The 21,810-nt window shown below is 52.3% G+C and carries 21 protein-coding genes; 10 read left to right on the top strand and 11 right to left on the bottom strand.

Features of this window, described 5'->3' with window-relative positions:
• The first annotated feature begins 96 nt into the window (after positions 1–96).
• Positions 97–990 carry a PhzF family isomerase gene (locus OGY71_RS10150; protein WP_286613255.1) on the top strand — a complete coding sequence of 298 codons (894 nt, stop codon included), beginning with the start codon at positions 97–99 and terminating at the stop codon, positions 988–990.
• Between the two features lie 58 nt (positions 991–1,048).
• On the opposite strand, the gene nhoA is transcribed toward OGY71_RS10150, so the two are convergent.
• Entirely contained in the window at positions 1,049–1,894 is an 846-nt protein-coding gene (nhoA, locus tag OGY71_RS10145; RefSeq protein ID WP_126318064.1) for an N-hydroxyarylamine O-acetyltransferase, read from the bottom strand.
• Positions 1,895–2,051: 157 nt separating this feature from the next.
• On the opposite strand from nhoA, the gene OGY71_RS10140 reads away from it, so the two are divergent.
• Together OGY71_RS10140 and OGY71_RS10135 are read left to right on the top strand one after the other, a co-directional pair.
• A complete protein-coding gene (locus tag OGY71_RS10140) occupies positions 2,052–2,624 on the top strand; it encodes a flavin reductase family protein (RefSeq protein ID WP_003833054.1) in 573 nt (190 codons plus the stop codon).
• A gap of 213 nt (positions 2,625–2,837) precedes the next feature.
• Complete coding sequence (locus OGY71_RS10135) at positions 2,838–4,814, top strand: alkyl/aryl-sulfatase (protein ID WP_286613253.1); 1,977 nt, start codon at positions 2,838–2,840, stop codon at positions 4,812–4,814.
• Positions 4,815–4,851: 37 nt separating this feature from the next.
• On the opposite strand, the gene pptA is transcribed toward OGY71_RS10135, so the two are convergent.
• Positions 4,852–5,079 carry a tautomerase PptA gene (gene pptA / locus OGY71_RS10130; protein WP_003833058.1) on the bottom strand — a complete coding sequence of 76 codons (228 nt, stop codon included), beginning with the start codon at positions 5,077–5,079 and terminating at the stop codon, positions 4,852–4,854.
• A gap of 34 nt (positions 5,080–5,113) precedes the next feature.
• Positions 5,114–6,118: a LacI family DNA-binding transcriptional regulator gene (locus OGY71_RS10125; RefSeq protein WP_164562774.1), complete on the bottom strand. Its 1,005-nt coding sequence runs from the start codon at positions 6,116–6,118 to the stop codon at positions 5,114–5,116.
• A gap of 319 nt (positions 6,119–6,437) precedes the next feature.
• On the opposite strand from OGY71_RS10125, the gene OGY71_RS10120 reads away from it, so the two are divergent.
• On the top strand, positions 6,438–7,634 hold the full coding sequence (locus OGY71_RS10120; RefSeq protein WP_032943493.1) for an L-talarate/galactarate dehydratase: 1,197 nt from the start codon (positions 6,438–6,440) through the stop codon (positions 7,632–7,634).
• A 74-nt stretch (positions 7,635–7,708) separates the two neighbouring features.
• Complete coding sequence (locus OGY71_RS10115; protein ID WP_286613251.1) at positions 7,709–9,019, top strand: MFS transporter; 1,311 nt, start codon at positions 7,709–7,711, stop codon at positions 9,017–9,019.
• 69 nt (positions 9,020–9,088) lie between these two features.
• On the opposite strand, the gene OGY71_RS10110 is transcribed toward OGY71_RS10115, so the two are convergent.
• A complete protein-coding gene (locus OGY71_RS10110; RefSeq protein ID WP_286613249.1) occupies positions 9,089–9,706 on the bottom strand; it encodes a glutathione S-transferase family protein in 618 nt (205 codons plus the stop codon).
• A gap of 252 nt (positions 9,707–9,958) precedes the next feature.
• Here OGY71_RS10110 and OGY71_RS10105 point away from each other — a divergent pair, with 252 nt between their 5' ends.
• From OGY71_RS10105 to OGY71_RS10095, 3 genes are read left to right on the top strand one after another with little or no spacing between them, the layout of a single operon-like run.
• Positions 9,959–10,450 carry an Hcp family type VI secretion system effector gene (locus tag OGY71_RS10105; protein WP_193134019.1) on the top strand — a complete coding sequence of 164 codons (492 nt, stop codon included), beginning with the start codon at positions 9,959–9,961 and terminating at the stop codon, positions 10,448–10,450.
• A gap of 11 nt (positions 10,451–10,461) precedes the next feature.
• On the top strand, positions 10,462–10,818 hold the full coding sequence (locus OGY71_RS10100) for a tlde1 domain-containing protein (RefSeq protein WP_286613247.1): 357 nt from the start codon (positions 10,462–10,464) through the stop codon (positions 10,816–10,818).
• The gene (locus tag OGY71_RS10095) at positions 10,815–11,246 is read left to right on the top strand and encodes a hypothetical protein (protein WP_003833070.1); all 432 of its coding nucleotides are present in this window, start codon (positions 10,815–10,817) and stop codon (positions 11,244–11,246) included. Before OGY71_RS10100 ends, OGY71_RS10095 begins: the two co-directional genes overlap by 4 nt.
• Positions 11,247–11,373: 127 nt before the next feature.
• Here OGY71_RS10095 and OGY71_RS10090 read toward each other — a convergent pair whose 3' ends face one another.
• From OGY71_RS10090 to OGY71_RS10065, 7 genes are read right to left on the bottom strand one after another with little or no spacing between them, the layout of a single operon-like run.
• Complete coding sequence (locus OGY71_RS10090; protein ID WP_286613246.1) at positions 11,374–12,147, bottom strand: amino acid ABC transporter ATP-binding protein; 774 nt, start codon at positions 12,145–12,147, stop codon at positions 11,374–11,376.
• On the bottom strand, positions 12,131–13,057 hold the full coding sequence (locus tag OGY71_RS10085) for an amino acid ABC transporter permease (RefSeq protein WP_126318042.1): 927 nt from the start codon (positions 13,055–13,057) through the stop codon (positions 12,131–12,133). The genes OGY71_RS10090 and OGY71_RS10085 overlap by 17 nt, the downstream gene beginning before the upstream one ends.
• Before the next feature lie 9 nt (positions 13,058–13,066).
• The gene (locus OGY71_RS10080) at positions 13,067–13,576 is read right to left on the bottom strand and encodes a GNAT family N-acetyltransferase (protein ID WP_003833076.1); all 510 of its coding nucleotides are present in this window, start codon (positions 13,574–13,576) and stop codon (positions 13,067–13,069) included.
• Between the two features lie 10 nt (positions 13,577–13,586).
• Positions 13,587–14,519 carry an ABC transporter substrate-binding protein gene (locus OGY71_RS23290; RefSeq protein WP_003833078.1) on the bottom strand — a complete coding sequence of 311 codons (933 nt, stop codon included), beginning with the start codon at positions 14,517–14,519 and terminating at the stop codon, positions 13,587–13,589.
• A 12-nt stretch (positions 14,520–14,531) separates the two neighbouring features.
• A complete protein-coding gene (locus OGY71_RS23285) occupies positions 14,532–15,845 on the bottom strand; it encodes an LLM class flavin-dependent oxidoreductase (protein WP_003833079.1) in 1,314 nt (437 codons plus the stop codon).
• A 25-nt stretch (positions 15,846–15,870) separates the two neighbouring features.
• Positions 15,871–16,992 (bottom strand): amidohydrolase, encoded by a 1,122-nt coding sequence (locus OGY71_RS10070; protein ID WP_063940767.1) that lies wholly within the window; start codon positions 16,990–16,992, stop codon positions 15,871–15,873.
• Entirely contained in the window at positions 16,992–17,990 is a 999-nt protein-coding gene (locus OGY71_RS10065; protein ID WP_286613243.1) for an MsnO8 family LLM class oxidoreductase, read from the bottom strand. The genes OGY71_RS10070 and OGY71_RS10065 overlap by 1 nt, the downstream gene beginning before the upstream one ends.
• A gap of 515 nt (positions 17,991–18,505) precedes the next feature.
• On the opposite strand from OGY71_RS10065, the gene OGY71_RS10060 reads away from it, so the two are divergent.
• Together OGY71_RS10060 and ansP are read left to right on the top strand one after the other, a co-directional pair.
• Positions 18,506–20,047, top strand: coding sequence for a methyl-accepting chemotaxis protein (locus tag OGY71_RS10060; protein ID WP_267440853.1), 1,542 nt, complete (start codon positions 18,506–18,508; stop codon positions 20,045–20,047).
• Positions 20,048–20,326: 279 nt separating this feature from the next.
• A complete protein-coding gene (gene ansP / locus OGY71_RS10055; RefSeq protein WP_003833088.1) occupies positions 20,327–21,769 on the top strand; it encodes an L-asparagine permease in 1,443 nt (480 codons plus the stop codon).
• Positions 21,770–21,810: the final 41 nt, after the last annotated feature.

Raw genomic sequence — 21,810 nt, 5'->3', positions numbered from 1 at the left:
AACTCTGATGCCCGGTAGCGCTTGCGCTTACCGGGCCTGCATCGCTATCCCGCTTTTTGTGCGTTATGATGCTTCTCCATTTCAGGGAGAACGCTAATGAAACCACAGGTTTACCACGTCGATGCCTTTACCCCGGTCCCTTTTCGCGGCAACTCAGCAGGTGTGGTTTTACATGCTGATGGACTGAGCGACGCGCAGATGCAGCTCATCGCTCGCGAGCTGCGTCATTCAGAAACCGCATTTCTGCTGACCAGTGACGACAGCGATGTTCGCATCCGCTATTTCACCCCGACGGTCGAAGTTCCTATCTGTGGGCATGCTACCGTCGCCGCGCATTACGTGCGGGCCAGGGTGCTGAGTCTGGGTAACTGCACGGTCTGGCAAACCTCGTTGGCCGGACGTCATCGCGTGGATATTGACGCTACCGGGAACGACTATCGCATTAGCCTTGAGCAAGGTGAACCGGGTTTTGAACCTCCGCTGGAGGGCGCTGTTCGTACTGCGATTCTCGATGCGCTGCACCTGAGCGAAGACGATATGCTGGCAGGCTTACCCATTCAGGTTGCCACGACCGGGCATTCGAAAGTGATGATTCCACTGAAACCTGAGGTGGATCTCGACGCCCTTTCCCCTGATTTACCGGCTTTGACCGCCATCAGCCAACAAATTGGCTGTAACGGTTTCTTCCCTTTTCAAATCCGCGAGGGCGAAAACGCCACTGATGGCCGCATGTTTTCACCTGCTATTGGTATTGTGGAAGACCCGGTTACCGGCAATGCCAACGGTCCAATGGGCGCATGGTTGGTCCACCATGGGCTGATGGCGCATGATGGGAAAACGTTACGTGTTCAGGGGCATCAGGGCCGTGCGCTCGGGCGCGACGGGGTTGTTGATGTGACGGTGACTATCTGTGAAAACCAGCCGAAAAAAGTCACCATTACCGGTTCGGCGGTGATCCTGTTTCACGCAGAATGGGCGATAGATTTTTAATTGTTCCCGAAAGCCGGATAAGGCGATGACGCCGCATCCGGCATGACTTCCGATGCCCCTATTTCCCCGCCTCCGGATGCGTATCAAACGCCGCCATTACCGTCGCTAACTCATCTTCGGTAAACCCATGCTTCACGTCATCCACACCCAGTCCAAATCGTTCTTGCAACAACGCATACAAACTGGCGACGTCAGGCAAATTAATCTGCTCTACCGCATGTCCATCCTGATAATGGGTAAAGTGAAAATTGGTTAACGTTAATTTCCCGCCGTCGGGCAGATGACGGCACATCAGCAGATGATGGCGAAAATGTGATTGCGGCCAGTGTGCGGACCAGAAGTTGCCCATCAGATAATCGCTCTGATGCTGCACGACCAGATCGAAACGATACATTGACTGCCAGTGTTCGTGATGACGGAACTGGAGGATCCAATCTTCACCTTCCTGAATCAGCCGATATTCGCCGTGTGGCGTCTTCTGCTCAGTGTTAGCCTGCAGACGAATCGGCGCCGTCAGCGTTTGTCCGCCGAAACCAACGTCGGCGATCCACTGCTCTCCCTGCAATTCAACCAGCAACAGACGATGCGTGCGCGGCGGCAGGCTTGACGGATTTGCCAGTACCACGCGACCGAGAAGGCTACGTACGTTAAAACCGATTTCGCGTAGCGCGCGTTCAAACACGCCGTTCTGTTCAAAGCAATAACCGCCACGACGCGCCGTTACCAGCTTCTCTTCCAGCGACAAATCGTCAAGCTGCATCTCTCTTGGCAGTAATACGTCCAGGTTTTCAAATGGAATCGCGGCGTTATGCAGTAAATGCAGCGCTTGCAAGGTTTCAATGTTGACGTTGGCCGAATCTGACCAGCCAATACGGGCAAAGTAAGCGGTTAAAAAAGGCGTCATACGGAGTTCCTGTTCGATTAATGCAGTACTTATAACGTATTTTTCGTTTTACGCTGTCGATTTTGTGCGTTGTTAATTCCTGTGAGGCGACAAAATCGCTAATACCGTTAATATCTATGTTTATTGTGGTGTGTTATCTCTCAGCCAAGGAGCATCCATGAGCCATTTTCGTCCGATCGAATTAAAACATGCCAGTCGGCTACTCAATCATGGCCCAACGATATTGATAACCAGCCGGGATGAGCATACCGAGCGGCGAAATGTGATGGCTGCGGCGTGGTCAATGCCCGTGGAATTTGAGCCGCCGCGGGTAGCAATTGTTGTTGATAAGACCGCCTGGTCGCGGGATCTCATTGAACGTAGCGGTAAATTCGGCATCGTTATTCCGGGTATCGCCGCCGTCAACTGGACCTGGGCCGTAGGCAGCGTTTCCGGTCGCGTGGAAGATAAATTCAACTGTTACGGCATTCCCGTGGTGCAAGGACCAGTGCTAGGTTTACCGCTGATAGAAGCGAAATGTCTGGCCTGGATGGAGTGTCGCCTGTTGCCAGCCACGGCGGCACAGGAAAAATATGACACTCTGTTTGGGGAAGTGGTCTCCGCTGCCGCTGATGAGCGAGCCTTCGTGGAAGGACGCTGGCAGTTTGATGATGGCAAGCTCAATACTCTGCATCACCTTGGGGCAGGAACGTTTATCTCCAGCGGGAAACGCATTATCGCAGGTGAATGATAGTATGCTAACGGATGGCAGTTCTGCTCTGTCATCCGCAACTGTTTTCTTAAAACTTCTGAAAAACCAGTTAGATAAATTACTCGCCCTTCCTTGCTGAATCATTCATGTGAATTATAGTTAATCTTGCACTAACGCAAATACCTAATCAAAACGCTATCCGTCAAAGCAGCATCCCCAACTGGACTTTTGAAGTGTCAGAGAGGTTTTACGATGCAACTTAATAGAATCGCACAAAGTTTTATACTTGCTGGGTTACTCACATCGTTTTCTGTTCCCGTTATGGCCGCTGAAGCCCCTAAAGACGCAACTGCCGCCACGCAACAAGCCAACAACGTGCTTTACAACCAACTGCCCTTCTCCGATAACACCGACTTTACCGACGCCCACAAAGGTTTTATCGCTCCACTCCCGCAGGACGTGATCAAAGGCGAACAGGGAAATGTTATCTGGAATCCGCAGCAATATGCGTTCATCAAAGAAGGCGACAAAGCCCCGGATACGGTAAACCCGAGCCTGTGGCGTCAATCTCAGTTGATCAACATCAGCGGGCTGTTTGAAGTAACGGATGGCGTTTACCAGATTCGTAACCTCGATCTGTCAAACATGACCATTATTGAAGGTAAAGAAGGCATCACCGTTGTTGACCCGCTGGTCTCGGCAGAAACAGCCAAAGTCGGGATGGATCTTTACTTTAAAAACCGCGGTCAAAAACCGGTTGTCGCAGTGATTTACACCCACAGCCACGTTGACCATTACGGCGGCGTACGCGGCGTTGTCGATGAAGCCGACGTTAAAGCGGGCAAAGTGAAAATTTATGCGCCAGCTGGCTTTATGGAAGCTGCGGTCGCTGAGAATATCATGGCCGGTAACGTCATGAGCCGCCGCGCGAGCTACATGTACGGCAACCTGCTAAAACCTGATGCCAAAGGCCAGGTCGGCGCGGGACTGGGAACCACGACCTCAGCGGGAACCGTTACCCTGATTGCGCCAACAAATATCATTGAGAAAGATGGACAAAAAGAGGTCATCGACGGCCTGACCTATGACTTCATGCTGGCCCCGGGTTCCGAAGCACCGTCGGAAATGCTGTGGTACATCGAAGAGAAGAAACTGATTGAATCCGCTGAAGATGTCACCCACACCCTGCACAATACCTACTCCCTGCGCGGGGCCAAAATTCGTGAGCCGCTGCCGTGGTCCAAATACATCAACGAAGCGATTGTGCGCTGGGGTGATAAAGCCGAAGTGCTGATGGCGCAGCACCACTGGCCAACCTGGGGTAATGACAAGGTGGTCAGCCTGCTGAAAAGCCAGCGCGATCTGTATCGTTACATCAACGACCAGACGTTACGCATGGCTAACGAAGGTCTGACCCGCGATGAAATCGCCGCCAACTTTAAGCTGCCGGACTCACTGGCCCATACCTGGGCTAACCGCGGTTACTATGGTTCCGTGAGCCATGACGTAAAAGCGACCTATGTGCTCTACCTCGGCTGGTTTGACGGCAACCCGGCAACGCTGGATGAGCTGCCGCCGGAAGAGTCTGCGAAGAAATTTGTCGACTACATGGGCGGCGCTGACGCCATTTTGCAGAAAGCCAAAACCGACTATGACCAGGGTAACTATCGCTGGGTGGCTCAGGTGGTGAGCAAAGTGGTATTTGCCGATCCAAATAACCAGGCCGCGCGTAATCTGGAAGCGGATGCGCTGGAGCAACTGGGTTATCAGGCTGAATCCGGCCCGTGGCGTAACTTCTATCTGACCGGGGCGCAAGAGCTGCGAAACGGCGTAGTCAAAGGCCCAACCCCGAATACCGCCAGCCCGGATACCGTTCGTGCTATGACGCCGGAAATGTTCTTCGATTATCTGGCAGTGCATATTAACGGACAAAAAGCGGGTGATGCGAAGTCGGTGTTTAACATCGATCTTGGCAGTGATGGCGGTAAATATAAGCTTGAGCTGGAGAATGGCGTCCTGAACCATACCGCCAATGCCGAAGCGAAAGATGCCGACGCCACTGTCACGCTTAATCGCGACACGCTGAACAAAATCATCCTCAAAGAAGTGACGCTGAAACAGGCACAAGACAGTGGTGATGTGAAGATTACCGGTGACGGCGCCAAGCTTGATGCCATGCTCGGCTATATGGATAAATTCGAATTCTGGTTCAACATCGTTACACCATAAGCACAACGAAAACGGGCGGAAATCCGCCCGTTTTTTCTTACATGCTGTAGCCAGGTTTTTTAATTAATCTCGCCATCTGCGGCGCAATTTCCGTATCCCACACGCCCTGCCACGCCTCTGGCTCAACTTCATTGAGCGCCACGCTGACTGAACTGTCTTTGCTTTGCAAATGGCGAATAATAACCTCGGAAATATCCGCCGCCAGGGCGGTTTTTTGTTCGTCGGTAAGAGCGCGAGGAAAACATTTAATATCAACGTGCGGCATAGCAGATTCCTTATAGTTTTGGATTGCAGGTAACTTATGCGGACTCTCGTTCTACCAGATGAAAACCGACATCAATAATATCGTCTTCACGCGGAATTTGTTCGATACGATCGGCAAGCAGTGAGGCGGCGCGTTGCCCGATGGCCCGTCTGTCGACGCTGACGGTGGTGATGGCGGGCCGGTTGCTGGCAGCAAAATCCAGATCGCCAAAACCGATTACCGCTAACTCTTGCGGCACGCGTATACCGCGGCTCTCGGCTTCCATGATCGCCCCTTGAGCTAACGTATCTGAGCTACAGACAATGACATCAAACTCGCGATCCGCCAATAGCTGCGTCAATCCTGCGCGCCCCAATGCCAGAGAGGCCGGAAGCGGGACATCCACCTGTGCGTCAGCCGCAATACCATGACGACTCAACGCATCGCACAGTCCTTGTTTACGCTGGCCTGCCCGGCGATCGGCTGTCCATAACAACCCCGGACGTCGATAACCTTTTTCCAACAGATAGTCTGCCACCGCCTGCCCGACCTTTTCATGCGAAAAGCCGACCAGCATATCGATGGGTGTTGGGGTTAAATCCCAGATTTCCACGACCGGGATGGCCGCATTAAGAATCACCTTTTTCAGCTCGGCGGTATGATGAATACCGGTAAGTACTACGCCATCCGGGCGACGAGAAAGCAGCGTCGCCACCAGCTCCGCCTCTGTTTGCGGCGTATAACCCGACACGCAGAGCAAAATGTGGTATCCGCGTTCTGCCAGTTCATCACTTAATGACTGGATGGTATCGACAAACATATTGTTGTTAATTTGCGGAATAACCACGGCGATAAGCTTGCTGCGACGAGACGCCAGTCCCCCAGCCAGTGCGTTGGGAATATAGCCGGTGGCGCGCACCGCCTGCATCACTTTTTCAACCGTTTTCGGGCGCACCATCTGCGGGGTATTCAACGCCCTGCTCACCGTCATGGGTGACAATCCCGCGGTACGGGCAACATCTTCCAGCGTGGGGGCGCGCGGAGGTTTGGGATTTTTCACTGTCGATGCCCTTGTCAAAAATCGCTGATTTATGCTGGCATTATTCATCATGATTAGGGCTATTGCCAGCGACTCTCGGCGATAACGCTGAGAAAACAGCAGCTTAGTTAATTATCGTTAATTAAAATGATAGCGCAATCACAAAGGTTTGTGCATTTCTCCATAAAGTACTGGAATGTGACGTCGTTTATAATTTACCACCCTTTTCTCTCTGTATTTGTGAGCAATTGTTCAAATCGCAGTCAATTCGCTGGCGCAGTGATTGCGCTATCATTTTTAATGTTAGCGCAATCATTTGTTATCACCAGGAGAGAACAATATGTCTTTAAGTGCCAATTCCGATGCCGTGACCTATGCCAAATCGGCCAACGCCAAAACCGCAGCAGAAACCGGTGACCGTATTGAATGGGTAAAACTGTCTCTGGCTTTCCTTCCGCTGGCAACACCCGTGAGCGATGCCAAAGTGCTCACTGGTCGCCAGAAACCGCTAACCGAAGTCGCCATAATCATTGCCGAGATCCGCAGCCGCGACGGGTTTGAAGGTGTGGGATTTAGTTACTCCAAGCGGGCTGGCGGCCAGGGGATCTATGCGCATGCCAAAGAAATTGCCGATAACCTGTTAGGCGAAGATCCAAACGATATTGACAAGATCTACACCAAGTTGCTCTGGGCTGGCGCTTCCGTGGGGCGCAGCGGCATGGCGGTACAAGCCATCTCCCCTATTGATATCGCATTATGGGATATGAAAGCCAAGCGTGCAGGATTGCCGCTGGCAAAACTGCTTGGCGCGCATCGGGACTCTGTGCAGTGCTACAACACCTCCGGGGGATTCCTGCATACGCCGCTGGATCAGGTGCTAAAAAACGTGGTTATTTCCCGTGAAAATGGCATTGGTGGTATCAAACTCAAGGTTGGTCAGCCAAACTGCGCTGAGGATATTCGCCGCTTGACCGCGGTTCGTGAAGCGCTGGGGGATGACTTCCCGCTAATGGTCGATGCCAATCAGCAGTGGGATCGGGAAACCGCCATCCGTATGGGACGCAAAATGGAGCAGTTCAATCTAATCTGGATTGAAGAGCCGCTGGACGCCTACGATGTTGAAGGCCACGCCCAACTGGCCGCCGCGCTTGATACCCCGATTGCCACCGGTGAAATGCTGACCAGCTTCCGCGAACATGAACAGCTGATCCTCGGCAATGCCAGCGATTTTGTGCAGCCCGATGCACCGCGTGTGGGAGGGATTTCACCGTTCCTGAAAATTATGGACCTGGCGGCTAAACATGGTCGCAAACTGGCTCCGCACTTCGCTATGGAAGTTCACCTGCATCTGTCCGCCGCTTATCCACTCGAACCATGGCTGGAGCATTTCGAATGGCTGAACCCGTTATTTAATGAACAACTTGAGCTGCGTGATGGCCGGATGTGGGTTTCCGATCGTCACGGTCTGGGCTTCAGCATTAGCGAGCAGGCGCGCCGCTGGACGCAATTAACCTGCGAGTTTGGCAAACGACCTTAATGTATTTGGCGGGTAAGCAATACCCGCCCTCCTCCCCTACAAAAACGCTCTCAACCTTATGAAAGGAGTGGGTGATGAACACAATAATAAAGCGCACAAAAGTGCGTTACGGCATTCTGATATTTCTGTTTCTTGCGACCGTATTTAATTATGCCGATCGCGCGACGTTATCCGTCGTGGCGCCGATTATGAGCAAAGAATTAGGTTTTGATCCTGAAGCTATGGGGCTGGCCTTTTCTGCCTTCGGTATTTCTTATGTCATTATGCAACTACCCGGCGGCTGGCTGCTGGATCGCTATGGCTCGCGTCTGGTATACGGCTGCGCACTGATTGGCTGGTCGCTGGTGACTATGTTTCAGGGCACCATTTATCTGTACGCCAGCCCGCTTGTCGTATTGATTATCTTACGATTACTGATGGGGGCGATTGAAGCTCCGGCCTTTCCGGCCAATAGCCGATTAAGCGTGCAGTGGTATCCTAATAACGAACGGGGCTTTGTTACCTCAGTCTATCAGGCCGCGCAATATATCTCGTTAGGGATTATTACGCCGTTAATGACGATTATTTTGCATAATCTCAGTTGGCACTTTGTGTTTTATTACATTGGGGCAATAGGCGTTCTTCTTGGCATCTTCTGGTTGGTCAAAGTCAGAGATCCCATGCATCATCCAAAGGTGAACCAGCAGGAAATTGACTATATCCGGGAAGGCGGTGGTGAACCGTCGCTGGGTAATAAAAAAGAACCACAGAAGATTACCTTTGCGCAAATTAAAAGCGTCTGCGTCAACCGCATGATGATTGGCGTTTACATCGGACAGTTCTGCGTAACGTCAATTACCTGGTTCTTCCTGACCTGGTTCCCTACCTATCTGTATCAGGCGAAAGGCATGTCGATCCTCAAAGTGGGGTTTGTCGCCAGTATCCCTGCCATTGCCGGTTTTATCGGTGGATTATTAGGCGGCGTTTTCTCCGACTGGCTTTTAAAACGCGGCTACAGCCTGACGATTGCCCGTAAGCTGCCGGTTATCTGCGGGATGTTACTTTCCTGCGTCATCGTTATCGCCAACTACACTTCGTCAGAATTTGTGGTGATCGCGGCGATGAGTCTGGCGTTTTTCGCCAAAGGCTTTGGCAATCTGGGATGGTGCGTACTTAGCGATACCTCGCCAAAAGAAGTGCTCGGTATTGCAGGCGGCGTATTCAATATGTGCGGCAATATGGCCAGTATCATCACGCCACTGGTAATTGGCGTCATTCTGGCGAATACCCAGTCTTTTGATTACGCCATTCTGTACGTCGGTTCGATGGGGCTGATTGGCCTGATTTCTTATCTGTTTATCGTGGGTCCATTGGATCGTATTACGCTGACCCCTTCTGTCGCGTAATTTAAACTTATGGCGATAGTTCGCCCGCTGTTCCGGGATTTGCACTCCTGCGGAACAGCGTTTTTTTATTCAAATAATCTTATTGCTTTTCAGTACAGTACGCAGTCTCGGATGCTGACAAACCGCATCGGCGATGGCGCTAATATTCGGCGTGTTGTCCTGAAACCAGTCATGCCCTGGTCCCCAGGTGCGCATAACGGCAATGTAAATGTCCAGCAGTGTTAGCTGATCCCCAAATGCGTACGGCTCGGCGCTTAGCTGGTTGTTCAGCCACATATAGAGGGATTTACGGTACTCGATACAGTTCTTTTTCAACTGAGCCGGGGCGTCCGGTACCCATCGATCAGGATAATCGGCATAGGTAAACGTGGGATAGACATTTGCGACCAACCATATCAGCAGACGCTGAAACTGCTGGCGTTCGGCGTGTCCAACGGGTGGTGAAAGTTCGGGGCGACGATCGAGGATCATCAGCGCGATCGCTGCCGTTTCCGTCAACACGCTGCCATTTTCCAGTACCAGCGTGGGCACCTGACACAGTGGATTCATTGTTTTAAGCAACTCTCGTGCAGGGCCATCGCAGTCAAAACCGTCCACATCAATAAAGCTGTAAGGGATATCCGCCAGTGTGAGCATCACTTCACTGATGGCCGATCCCCAGCCCGGCACCCCATAGACCTTAATCATGCTGCAACCCCAAAGTTAAAACCCTAAGTGTAGAGCATGTGGGGAGGTGATCAATTCTGGACCAACTTTTCAGAAATAGGGAGCGGACTATTCCGGCTTTTTTTATTTGTATCAACGAAAATTTAGATCGCTTTGTATCCTCATCGCACAAGATTGACGGGTGATTTTATAGGCGATAGCGTGGGTGCGGCGCGTAATTGATTAACACTACAGGACTTTAAATAGAATTTTCTTAAATGGAGTTTTAAACAAATGGCAATTCCCACGTATTTGTGGCTAAAAGACGACGGCGGCGCTGATATCAAAGGCTCTGTCGACATTCATGGCCGTGAAGGAAGTATCGAAATTATTGGCCTGAATCATGGCGTCATGCAGCCCACCGATAAACACAATGGCAAGGCAACCAGTCTCCGCGTCCATTCTCCTTATTCGTTCGACAAGGAGATCGACTCCTCTAGCCCGTATCTCTACAAGGCCGTTAGCTCTGGCCAGAAACTCAAATCCGCCGAGGTGAAATTTTACCGTATTAATAATGCCGGTCAGGAGGTTGAATACTTTTCCACCCTGATGGAAGGCGTGACGATTGTCAGCGTCTGCCCGATGATGCTGGACATCAAAGACCCGTGCTATGAGAAACATAATCACATTGAGCTGGTCGAGCTGTTGTACGAAAAAATCACTTGGCGTTATGCCGACGGTAACATCATGCACTCAGATAGCTGGAACGAACGCGCGACCGCATAAGGAGAAATACTATGGGATGGAAGTATGAGCAGTCGACCGGCAACATGTATAAAGACGGTAAACTGATAGAGAGCGGCTACTCCGGTTCACTTACCAATAAAAACAACCCGGACCGCCAGCAGGTTAAAGGACTTGGGCCGCTTCCGCGTGGAACGTATAAAATAGCGGGCCATTCAACCTCTAAAGGACCTGTGACCATCATTCTGGAGCAGACCTCCGGGGAGACTTTCGGACGTTCAGAATTCCGCATTCACGACGAGCGCAAGCACGGTCCAGCGGGCTTTGCCTCGGAGGGTTGTATTATCCTCTCCTTGACCACCCGACGACTGATACTCCGCGATGGTGGCGACCTTGAGGTCGTCCGATGAAGCGCCTGTCCATTCTACTGTTGGCAGCGCTGTCACTCCCTGCGATGGCAGGAGCCACTGACTGGCCGGACGCATTCCGAGGCATTGCTGCTGGTGAGGTTCAATGGCTTGAGCAGGTTCCGGCACTAGCAGCAGTTGCCGACGTTAAACAGGCTCAGATACTTGAGGATTCGCTCGCGGCGGCACTGACAGCAAACACCACCGGCGCACTGAGGGCGTTAGACGTTCTCGACGCCGGACACTGGCCCCACATGATTGGCTCCGATATCGTATGCACCCCGCCGACGGAAACCCCGGACAAGGTGGACGCATTTTACCAGCGGACGCGTCAGGCACTACTGAGCACGGCTGCTGGGGCAAAATGCCTCTGGATTCTTGAAGCCTCTTATGACGAACTGAAGACAGACAACGCCCGCAAGGTTAAGTAAGATAGCCAACCCGATCATTGGTCATCACATGGCCGTTTTTTCTTCCGCTTACTTTTGATTTTTAGGTAGGCAAAATCGTCGTCACTGTATAACCTCTGTGCGGCACAGCATTGTGCCGCAATGTATCTCAAAGCACTTTCGACAAAAACTGCTGAGTGCGCGTGTGGCATGGATGATTCAGCACCTGCTCGCTGCTGCCCTGCTCGACGATTTTGCCATCGACCATAAACACCACCTGATCTGCGACTTCTCGGGCGAAGCCAATCTCATGCGTTACCACAACCAGCGTGGTTCCCGACTTCGCCAGCGCTTTAATGACATCCAGTACTTCACCGACCAGTTCAGGATCCAGTGCAGATGTAGGCTCATCAAACAGCATGACGCGCGGATTTAGCGCCAGCGCACGGGCAATAGCGATACGCTGCTGCTGACCGCCGGATAAGTGACGCGACCAGGCATCGGCTTTATTCCGTAACCCTACCGCATCAAGCAGTGTTAATGCCCGCTCGGTGGCGGCTTTACGCGTTGCCAGTCCGTGCGCAATGGGCGCTTCAATCAGATTCTCCAGAACCGTTAAGTGCGGGAACAGATTAAAGTTCTGGAACACATAGCCGACGTTAACGCGCTGGCGCAAAATTTCCGCCTCTTTCAGCTCATACAGTTTGTCTCCCTGCCGACGATAGCCAATGTAATCGCCATCGATTTGAATAAACCCCTCATCGACGCGTTCCAGATGGTTGATGGTTCGTAAGAGTGTGGATTTCCCTGAACCGGACGGGCCAAGAATAACCGTTACCGTACCGGGAGGGATCTCCAGCGACACATTATCCAGCGCTTTGTGGCGACCAAAGTATTTGCTAACGCCGGTAATAGAAATATGGCCTTCAGGCGAGCGGGACATGGACGGCCTCCTGCTGTGGACGTTGACGACTGCGTTTTTCTGCACGACTCACCCGGGCTGTGTTGATCGCTGAACGTCGTTCGCTGCGTGCCAACGCACGTTCAACCAGGTGCTGAATTAACGACAGGACGCTGGTGATCACCAGATACCACACCGCACCCACCATCAGCAGCGGGATCACTTCCTGCGTGCGGTTATAGATCATCTGGATGGTGTAGAACAGCTCCGGCATTGCCAGCACATATACCATCGCCGTCCCTTTCGCCAGGCTGATGATTTCATTGAATCCAGCAGGCAAAATGGTACGCAGCGCCTGCGGCAGAATGATCCGCAGCGTACGTCGCCCTGCTGGTAAGCCCAGTGCTGCCGCTGCCTCGTACTGACCGTGATCGACCCCTAAAAATCCACCCCGAATAATTTCAGCGGTATAGGCGCTTTGTACCAGCGTCAGGCCAACCACCGCAGTGGAAAACTGACCGAGTACATTGATGGTCTCAAAACTTCCCCACTGAATGGGAGTGAACGGAATACCAATCGTCAACGTGTCGTACAGATAGGAGAAGTTGTACAAAACGATCAGCACTACAATCAGCGGTAACGAACGAAACAGCCAGATGTATCCCCATGCCAGACCGTTCAACAGCCAGGAAGATGAAAGCCGCGCCAACGCCAGCAGACCGCCGATGAGAATACTCAACAGCGTCCCGATCAGCGTCAGTAACAGCGTTTGCCCGAGGCCGGACAAGATAACCGGATCAAAGAACCAGCGGGCAAACACGCTCCATTCCCAGCGCGGATTAAACGCCACGGACTGGAGAATTACCGCAAGGGCAAATAAGGCAATGACCGCGCCTACGGTACGCATGGGATAACGTGCCGGTACGACTCTAATGCTATCTGTCGTTTTCATTTTCTCTCCTCAGGCGATTCTGGCCTGACCGGCAATAGTCAGCAGTTTGGTAAAGCGCAGCCGTCCATCAAACGGCGGCAGGCTGTACTCTTCGGGATCGCGCGTCGTATCAAATTGCGGATCGTAGCCCTGGCTTAAATAAAGTCTGACGGCCTCCGGCTGGCGAAATCCCGTGGTCAGATAAATCCGGCTGTAGCCTGCGAGCAGCGCTCTACGTTCCAGTTCCTGCACCACGCGCGCCGCCAGCCCCTGCTGACGCAGGCTGCTTTTTGTCCAGATACGCTTAATCTCGGCGGTGTCCTTGTCGTAAGGTTTGTAAGCCCCGGTGGCGATAATTTCGCCGCGGCGCTCCAGTACCACAAAAAGTCCCTGCGGCGCCAGATACCATTCGGTCAGTTCCACTTCAGCGTCGCGAGAAAAGTAATCGCCATAGCGGGCGGCATATTCACCGAACAGACCGTTCAAAATGGGCTGCAGCTCGCTGGCTTCCGGTGAGAGCACGCGAAATTGATCGCTCACGATGACCTCCTTAGTCGCCTAAACCGGCCGGGTTGATTTCAGATTGTGGAATGCGTTCCACCCCTTCTCCCCAGCGATTCAGAACCTTGTCATAGTCGCCGTTGCCAATCACGCCGTTGAGGGCGGTTTGTACCGGCAGAACCAGACCGCTGTCTTTTTTCAGCGTCACAGCGATATGTGCCGCTTTTGGCCAACCGCCATCAACGCTACCCACTAATCGCGTTTTACCGTTGAGTGCAGCTTTCCACGCGCCGATTACATTAGGACCGAAGTAGGCATCGGCGCGGCCTGACTGCAGGGCCAGGGTTTGCGCGGCATCATCTTTGGTATACACCGGCGTAAACGGCTGTAACCCTTTCTTCACGTTCTCATCGTTCCAGGCCAACAGAATGGCTTCCTGGTTTGTCCCCGAACCGACGATAATGCGTAGTCCTGCGATATCTTCCGCCTGCTCGATTTTCTTCAGCTTGCTACCGGTTTTGACATAAAAGCCAAGAGAGTCCTTCCGATACGTCGCGAAATCGAATTTTTCTTTGCGTGCTTTGGTGACGGTAATATTGCTGATCGCGGCATCGTATTTGCCGGAAGTGACGCCCAGCGGCCAGTCTTCCCATGACGTAGGTACAACGTTGAGTTCCAGCCCCAAACTGTCAGCCACCAGACGCGCGATATCCGCCTCGCTGCCGATCAGCGTTTTATTGTCATCGGCAAAGACGGTCAGCGGCGGCTGGCTGAGCCCGGCAATCGCCACGGTGAATTTACCCGGTACGGCCAGGTGCAGGTTTGCGGGTAACTGCGCAATCGCCTGCGGATTTTTTACCGTATTAATCGGCGCTTTATTCGCTTCCAGGCTTACGCCCGTGCCGTTAATCGTCACCTCATTTGCCCAGACGGTAGCGCTGAAAGCCAGTGACAGCGCGAGGAATAGTGATTTTTTCTGCATAGCGTTTTTCTCTTATTGTGTGAATTGATTTGCAGGTGTCGCTAATCCCAGGCTTGCGCGCAGGGTCGTACCGGGATATTCATGGCGGAACAGACCGCGCGCCTGAAGCTCGGGGACAACCTGTTCGACAAACCGCGGAAAGGTATCCGGCGTGCCACCCTGGATGATAAAACCGTCTGCGGCTTTTTCGTCGAACCACTGCTGCAGTCCGTCGGCAACCTGTTGTGGCGTGCCGCTGAAACGCGGACGAGGACTTGCCGCTTCCAGAGCAACCTGACGAAGTGTTAAACCACGCTCGCGTGCGTTGCGCTTGATCTCATCAGTCGTACTGCGAAAGCTGTTTTGTCCGAGAGAGCCCAGATCCGGGAACGGTGCGTCCAGCGGATATTGGGCAAAATCATGATGTTCAAAGTAGCGGCCAAGATAGTTCAGCGCGTCAGTAACGGAGACCAGCGCAGCGGTAGTCTGATACTGCTGCTCAACGTCCTCTGCGCTGTCGCCAACAATAACGCTGACGCCCTGGAATATATGCAGTTGATCGGGATGTCGTCCGGCCACTTCCAGCTGGCTTTTTACTTCCTGATAGAACGCTTTAGCCTCTGCCAGCGACTCCTGATGGGTAAAAATGGCATCAGCATGCTGCGCCGCTAATTTCTTGCCATCTGCTGAAGCTCCCGCCTGAAATATAATCGGACGGCCTTGTGGCGTACGCCCAATATTTAACGGTCCGGCGACCTGGAAATAATCTCCATGATGGTTAAGCGTGTGTAGTTTTTGCGGATTAAAAAATTCCCCGCTTGTTTTATTACGGGTAAACGCATCGTCTTCCCAGGAATCCCACAGCCCTTTCACTACCTGTAAATATTCATCGGCAATACGATAACGCTGGGCATGCTCTGGATGCTGAGCGCGAGAATAGTTTTTTGCCGATCCTTCCAGAGGAGACGTAACCACGTTCCACCCGGCGCGCCCCTGGCTGAGATGGTCCAGGCTAGCGAACTGCCGTGCGGTCGTAAACGGCTCGCTGTATGATGTGGACACTGTGCCAACCAGCCCCAGATTCTGAGTGATGCTGGCCAAAGCGGATAATACTGTCAGCGGCTCAAAACGATTTAAAAAGTGCGGGATTGATTTTTCATTAATATACAGACCATCGGCGACAAAAATAAAATCCAGCTTCCCTTTTTCCGCAATAAGCGCCGTCTCTTTGACAAAATCAAAATTAATACTGGCATCAGCCTGAGCCGCTGGATGGCGCCATGCGGACATATTTCCCGATGCGCCATGCAGAATAGTGCCGAGCCGTAGTTGTCGATTTTCAGCCATAATAACCCCTACCCAACAGGTAAACTTAAAGGTGTGCGAATGCCGTTTTTGCTAACTGCGTAAAGTAATGCGCGGCAGGTTCAATTAAACGCTCGTCCGGATTGAATCCCGGGTGATGTAATCCGTATTCACTGGCGCTGCCAATACTGACAAATGCGCCAGGCGTATTTTGCAGGTAGACGGCAAAATCCTCCCCGCCCATATGCAGGTCGGCATGGTGGGTGGTATAGCCTGACTGTTTCGCCACCGCGGTGGCAATATCGGCCCAACGATCGTCATTTACCAATGCGGTTGGTCCCGCATGCCAGATTACGTCGATTTGTGCGCCAAAGGCGTGGGCAAATCCGGCGGCGATGTCATTAACCCGAGCCTTAACCTGCTGCTGTACCTGGTTTCGGTGCGTTCTGAGTGTCCCTTCCAGCTCAACGGACTCCGGCAGAACGTTCCATGTGTTTCCTCCCTGAATACGGGTCACGCTGAGCACCACCGAATCCAGCGTGTTAACGTCGCGGCTGGCAACGCTTTGCAGCACTGTTACCAGTTGGCTGGCAAGCAGGATGGCATCCTTACCTTCATGAGGACGCGCCGCATGTGCGCCCTTGCCATTTATGCGCAGCACGAAGCGATCAACATTGGCATAAAATGCGCCGCCACGTGTGGCAAATTCACCCACCGGCAAACCGGGCTCATTGTGCATACCGAAAATAGCCGCTACGTTTTGCAGCGCACCGGCGCGGATCAACGTTTTTGCGCCGCCGAAACTCTCTTCAGCTGGCTGAAACAAAATACGTACTCGCCCCGGTAAGGTTGTTTCCTGTTGTTTTAGCAGAAGTGCTGCACCAAGCATAACGCTGGTATGGACGTCATGCCCGCAGGCATGCATCACGCCCGGCGTGAGGGAGCGAAACGGAACGTCGGCGCTTTCTTCTATCGGTAGCGCGTCGATATCCGCCCGCAGCGCGATGACATCTTCTCCCTGACCAATTTCAGCGACCAGACCGGTTTTCAGCTCGAATGGCAGAATGTCGACGTCCGCAGCGTGCAACCAGGCGTGAATGCGCGCCGTGGTTGCTTCCTCCTGTAGAGAAAGCTCCGGATGCTGATGTAATTCACGACGCCAGTCGATAAGCGTTGAGCCGAGAGTCATCAGAGCACCTCCACGGCATTATGGGCTTGCGCCAACAAACGCAGCGATGTCAGACGCGCATGCCCTTGCGCCACTGGCGTGTCGATAATGAATTCGTCAATGCCAAATTGCGTATGCAGAGCATTCAGCTTTGCCATCACCTCCTGAGCGGTGCCGTGTAGCAACGCCTGCTCACGACGCTCGATTTTGCGTGGTGGGCTGCCAGACTGAGCGGCAAACGCCAGCGCCTGTTCTTCGCTGGCTACCGTGACACGTTGACCATCTTCCAGCTCCACGCCCCAGAGTTGTACGTTTTCCGCCAGTTGCGCAGCGGTGTCGTAACTGTCAGCCACAATCACCTGCACGGCGACTATCGTCGGGCGTGCACTGTGGGTCTGCCAGAAGGACAAAACGTCATGCAATAACGCTTTGTCACCATTGAGGTGCGCTGCGAAGATGAAATTCCAGTCGGATTGCGCAGCTAACTGCGCGCTTTGCACACTGGCTCCCAGTACAAACTTTTCCGGTGGTATCGGTGGAATTGGCGTCGGGAATACCGTTTCCCCGCTTTCCGTTCCGCTCAGCGCCAGCCAATCGTTAAGCAAAGAAAGCTGGTCGGCAAAACTGCCTTTTTCTTTCTGATGCAGCCCATGCTGTAACGCCTGGGTCGACAGCGGTAAGCCGCCAGGGGCTTTCCCTACGCCGAGATCGACACGTCCAGGAGCCAGCGATGCCAGAAGATTGAAGTTTTCCGCCACTTTGTACGGGCTGTAATGTTGCAGCATCACGCCGCCGGAACCTACGCGGATATGCTGAGTTTGCCCGAGGACCCAGGCGATCACCAGCTCCGGCGATGGGCTGGCCAGCTGTGGCGTATTATGGTGTTCCGCGATCCAGAAACGATGGTACCCCCACTCTTCTGCCTGTTGCGCCAGGCGCAACGTCCGGGAAAGCGCGGTCGCGGCAGTTTCACCTTCCCCGATGGGGCTTTTATCCAGAATACTCAGGCGATATGACATGTTACGAGCCTATGTTTGTTAACATGTCTTTATTATTAATTTATCAAATAGCCATACTGAAACATTTAATTCACATTTACTCAGCTAAAAAGTAGATAACAGCCCCTGTCGCTGCCAGGGTTAAAATTTGGATCGCCCAGTACTGGTTGTAACGCTAAACAGAAAAACACCCGCAATTAATAGCCTACAAAATATAATAGGGTCGTTGGCATCACGGTAATAGCATCAAAATCATTTCATGCCAGTTTTCTTTTTACGAAAAGGTTTTTTAACGCGATTTACGTTAAGTCAGTTTAAACGACTTGTCACGTTATGCGCTTGTATTAATTGTTTCACTTTTATGACACAGGATGAATGATTTACATAGGAATTTTTATTTTAACTACTTCCACAGAATTGATGATTAGTAGAGAATGCAACGTTTCTTATTAAAACGGTTTAAAACAGATTTTAATATCCCCCGATTTTATTGCGGGGATTTTTGTATGGATTATACATAGCACCATGGGACCTCTATGAAAAGTAACATGCCCGTTACACAAATTGAGCACGCACTTAACGATAAAGCGACGCTGCTTTCTACGACGGATAAAGAAAGTCATATTACCTACGCTAACTCCGCGTTTATTGATGCCAGCGGATTTAACGAACAGCAATTAATGGGCGAACCGCATAATATTATTCGCCATCCCGATATGCCTCCCGCGGCGTTCGCCGATATGTGGTACACGCTACAGCAGGGAGACAGCTGGACGGGGATGGTGAAAAATCGCCGGCAGAATGGCGACCATTACTGGGTTCGCGCCAACGTTACGCCGGTCTGGCACAATGAAAAACTCACCGGCTACATCTCGGTGCGTACCGTTCCTTCGCGCGATGAAATAACTCAAAGCGAAAGCTTATATCATAAAATTAATAATCAGCAGCTTAAAGGATTTCGACTTTTTAAAGGCATTGTCATTCGTCGCGGAATATTGTCATGGGCATCAATGTTTAAATGGCTGAACATTAGCCAGCGCGTCAATTATTCTTTAGGGGTAATCGCCCTGCTCGCTGTTCTATTTCTCTTCGCTCCTGTTAATCCATTTATTCAGGCGGGAGGGTTGCTGTTCTTATTTCTGATGCTTGCTATTTACCTTAAGTATCAAATTTGTCAGCCAGTTAATACGCTACTGACGCAAATGAAGAAAGTGGTCTCCGGGAGAAAACCTGATAACTGTCATTTAAATCGGGTGGATGAGATCGGAATGCTGATGCGTCTGGTTAATCAGTCCGGGCTTAATCTGAATTCCCTGGTCGATGATGTCAGTACGCAAATATCCGGTATTCGCGCCATCAGTCAGCGGGTATCAAAAGAAGGTACGGCGCTGCACAAGCGTTCAGAAGAAACCTCTGCCGACCTGCAACAAACCGCTGCCGCCATTGAAGAAATTGGTAGCGCGGTACAGCAAACTGCTGAGACTGCGGCTCATACTATGACCATGGCCGATAAAACCAGCGCCAATGCGGCAGAAGGCGGCGATATTATGAAACAAACTATTGCCATGATGCAGGCGATATCGCGTGACAACGGGCAGATAGTCGACATCATCGGCGTTATCGACAGTATTGCTTTCCAGACTAATATTCTGGCGCTCAATGCCGCGGTTGAGGCCGCGCGAGCCGGGGAGTCCGGGCGTGGATTTGCCGTTGTGGCGGCAGAGGTCCGTAATCTGGCGCAACACTCGGCGTCTGCAGCAAAAGAGATCAAACAACTGATTGAGAAGAACGTCGCCAACGTCAATAGCGGCGTCAAAATGGTGGAGCAAACGGAAACGCATCTCACTGGGATGATTGGCGATGTCCTGCAGATGTCGATGATGATCAAAGATATTAGTCTGGCGACGCGTGAGCAAACCCAGGCGCTGGATCTGATTAACGATTCGATTTCACGCGTTGGCACCATGACACACAATAACGCCGAGATGGTGGAGCGTGTCACCGATGCTACCGCCGATCTGACTCAACGTTCATCGCGCTTACAGCAGGCTGTTCAGGTCTTTGGCGTATCAGCATAACCTTACGGCGCTTATCGGATGAATGTCTCGATAAGCGCACACCTCTCCACGTATTTACACCCTTCTCTTTTATTGGCTGAATCGAGGCCACACCGCGCCAGTGCTGGCTGTACAAAATGCTGAATTCTTGTTATCGGGGCTTTGCGGAACCGAACAATTGAATGTAGGATGCTCGGCCGGCAGTTTTCCCCCATAACACAATGAAGGGTAAGGCTGTTTTCGCCGCAGCTGGTGCGGCAAAAAGGATTTTGTATTTTTGTCAGGTCAACAGGAAAAGTAATGAACACAAACAACACGCAAGCCGCGGAACAACATGCGGCGAAACGACGCTGGTTGAATGCCCACGAAGAGGGGTATCACAAAGCGATGGGTAATCGACAGGTACAAATGATCGCCATTGGCGGCGCAATTGGTACCGGGTTGTTTTTAGGGGCTGGAGCACGCTTGCAGATGGCGGGCCCCGCTTTGGCGCTGGTTTATCTGGTGTGCGGTATTTTTTCGTTCTTTATACTGCGCGCGCTTGGTGAACTGGTTTTACATCGCCCTTCCAGCGGCAGCTTTGTCTCCTACGCTCGTGAATTTTTAGGTGAGAAAGCCGCCTATGTGGCTGGCTGGATGTACTTCATCAACTGGGCGATGACCGGCATTGTCGATATCACCGCGGTGGCGTTGTATATGCATTACTGGGGCGCATTTGGGGATGTACCGCAGTGGGTGTTCGCCCTCGGCGCGCTGGCTATTGTCGGCACCATGAACATGATCGGCGTGAAGTGGTTCGCGGAGATGGAGTTTTGGTTTGCACTGGTCAAAGTGCTGGCGATTGTGATTTTCCTGGTGGTGGGTACCGTCTTTTTAGGCACTGGAAAGCCGCTGGATGGTAACGCCACCGGTTTTCACCTGATCACCGACAACGGTGGATTCTTCCCACATGGCCTGCTGCCGGCGCTGGTACTGGTTCAGGGGGTGGTTTTCGCATTTGCCTCTATTGAACTGGTGGGCACTGCCGCTGGTGAGTGCAAAGATCCGCAAACCATGGTGCCAAAAGCGATCAATAGCGTTATCTGGCGTATTGGTCTGTTCTATGTCGGTTCTGTGGTGCTGCTGGTTCTGTTACTGCCATGGAATGCCTATCAGGCGGGGCAAAGCCCGTTTGTTACCTTCTTCTCCAAACTGGGCGTGCCGTATATCGGCAGTATCATGAATATTGTGGTGCTCACCGCGGCGCTTTCCAGCCTTAACTCTGGGCTGTACTGCACCGGGCGTATTTTACGTTCCATGTCGATGGGCGGATCGGCGCCTAAATTCATGGCTAAAATGAGCCGTCAACAGGTACCCTGGGCTGGGATCCTCGCCACGTTGGTCGTCTATGTCGTCGGGGTATTCCTGAACTATCTGGTGCCGTCGCAGGTGTTTGAGATCGTGTTGAACTTCGCGTCGTTGGGCATTATTGCGTCGTGGGGCTTTATCATGGTCTGTCAGATGCGTCTGCGCCGGGCCATAAAAGAAGGTAAAACGGCAGACGTCAGCTTTAAACTGCCGGGCGCTCCGTTTACCTCGTGGCTAACCCTACTGTTCCTGCTGAGTGTGCTGGTGCTGATGGCGTTTGACTATCCAAACGGCACCTACACCATCGCGTCATTACCGTTGATTGCCATCCTGCTGGTTGCAGGCTGGTTCGGTGTGCGTAAACGCGTCGCGGAAATCCACCGCACCGCGCCATAATGGCTGAAGGCCTGACAGGTTAACCCTTCAGGCCTTCTTTT

The sequence above is a fragment of the Citrobacter sp. Cpo109 genome, assembly GCF_030332565.1.
Lineage (GTDB): Bacteria > Pseudomonadota > Gammaproteobacteria > Enterobacterales > Enterobacteriaceae > Citrobacter > Citrobacter portucalensis.
The sequence above is the reverse complement of the archived record's forward strand: the minus strand, read 5'-3'. Positions and strand labels throughout refer to the sequence as shown.

Coding starts and splice junctions, on each gene's coding strand:
- OGY71_RS10090 (WP_286613246.1), bottom strand. CDS start 12,147: ATGTCCCGCTCGCCTGAAGGCCATATTTCTATTACCGGCGTTAGCAAA.
- pptA (WP_003833058.1), bottom strand. CDS start 5,079: ATGCCGCACGTTGATATTAAATGTTTTCCTCGCGCTCTTACCGACGAA.
- OGY71_RS10095 (WP_003833070.1), top strand. CDS start 10,815: ATGAAGCGCCTGTCCATTCTACTGTTGGCAGCGCTGTCACTCCCTGCG.
- OGY71_RS10140 (WP_003833054.1), top strand. CDS start 2,052: ATGAGCCATTTTCGTCCGATCGAATTAAAACATGCCAGTCGGCTACTC.
- OGY71_RS23290 (WP_003833078.1), bottom strand. CDS start 14,519: ATGCAGAAAAAATCACTATTCCTCGCGCTGTCACTGGCTTTCAGCGCT.
- OGY71_RS10065 (WP_286613243.1), bottom strand. CDS start 17,990: ATGTCATATCGCCTGAGTATTCTGGATAAAAGCCCCATCGGGGAAGGT.
- OGY71_RS10060 (WP_267440853.1), top strand. CDS start 18,506: ATGAAAAGTAACATGCCCGTTACACAAATTGAGCACGCACTTAACGAT.
- OGY71_RS10115 (WP_286613251.1), top strand. CDS start 7,709: ATGAACACAATAATAAAGCGCACAAAAGTGCGTTACGGCATTCTGATA.
- OGY71_RS10085 (WP_126318042.1), bottom strand. CDS start 13,057: ATGAAAACGACAGATAGCATTAGAGTCGTACCGGCACGTTATCCCATG.
- OGY71_RS10110 (WP_286613249.1), bottom strand. CDS start 9,706: ATGATTAAGGTCTATGGGGTGCCGGGCTGGGGATCGGCCATCAGTGAA.
- OGY71_RS10150 (WP_286613255.1), top strand. CDS start 97: ATGAAACCACAGGTTTACCACGTCGATGCCTTTACCCCGGTCCCTTTT.
- OGY71_RS10120 (WP_032943493.1), top strand. CDS start 6,438: ATGTCTTTAAGTGCCAATTCCGATGCCGTGACCTATGCCAAATCGGCC.
- OGY71_RS23285 (WP_003833079.1), bottom strand. CDS start 15,845: ATGGCTGAAAATCGACAACTACGGCTCGGCACTATTCTGCATGGCGCA.
- ansP (WP_003833088.1), top strand. CDS start 20,327: ATGAACACAAACAACACGCAAGCCGCGGAACAACATGCGGCGAAACGA.
- OGY71_RS10070 (WP_063940767.1), bottom strand. CDS start 16,992: ATGACTCTCGGCTCAACGCTTATCGACTGGCGTCGTGAATTACATCAG.
- nhoA (WP_126318064.1), bottom strand. CDS start 1,894: ATGACGCCTTTTTTAACCGCTTACTTTGCCCGTATTGGCTGGTCAGAT.
- OGY71_RS10100 (WP_286613247.1), top strand. CDS start 10,462: ATGGGATGGAAGTATGAGCAGTCGACCGGCAACATGTATAAAGACGGT.
- OGY71_RS10135 (WP_286613253.1), top strand. CDS start 2,838: ATGCAACTTAATAGAATCGCACAAAGTTTTATACTTGCTGGGTTACTC.
- OGY71_RS10105 (WP_193134019.1), top strand. CDS start 9,959: ATGGCAATTCCCACGTATTTGTGGCTAAAAGACGACGGCGGCGCTGAT.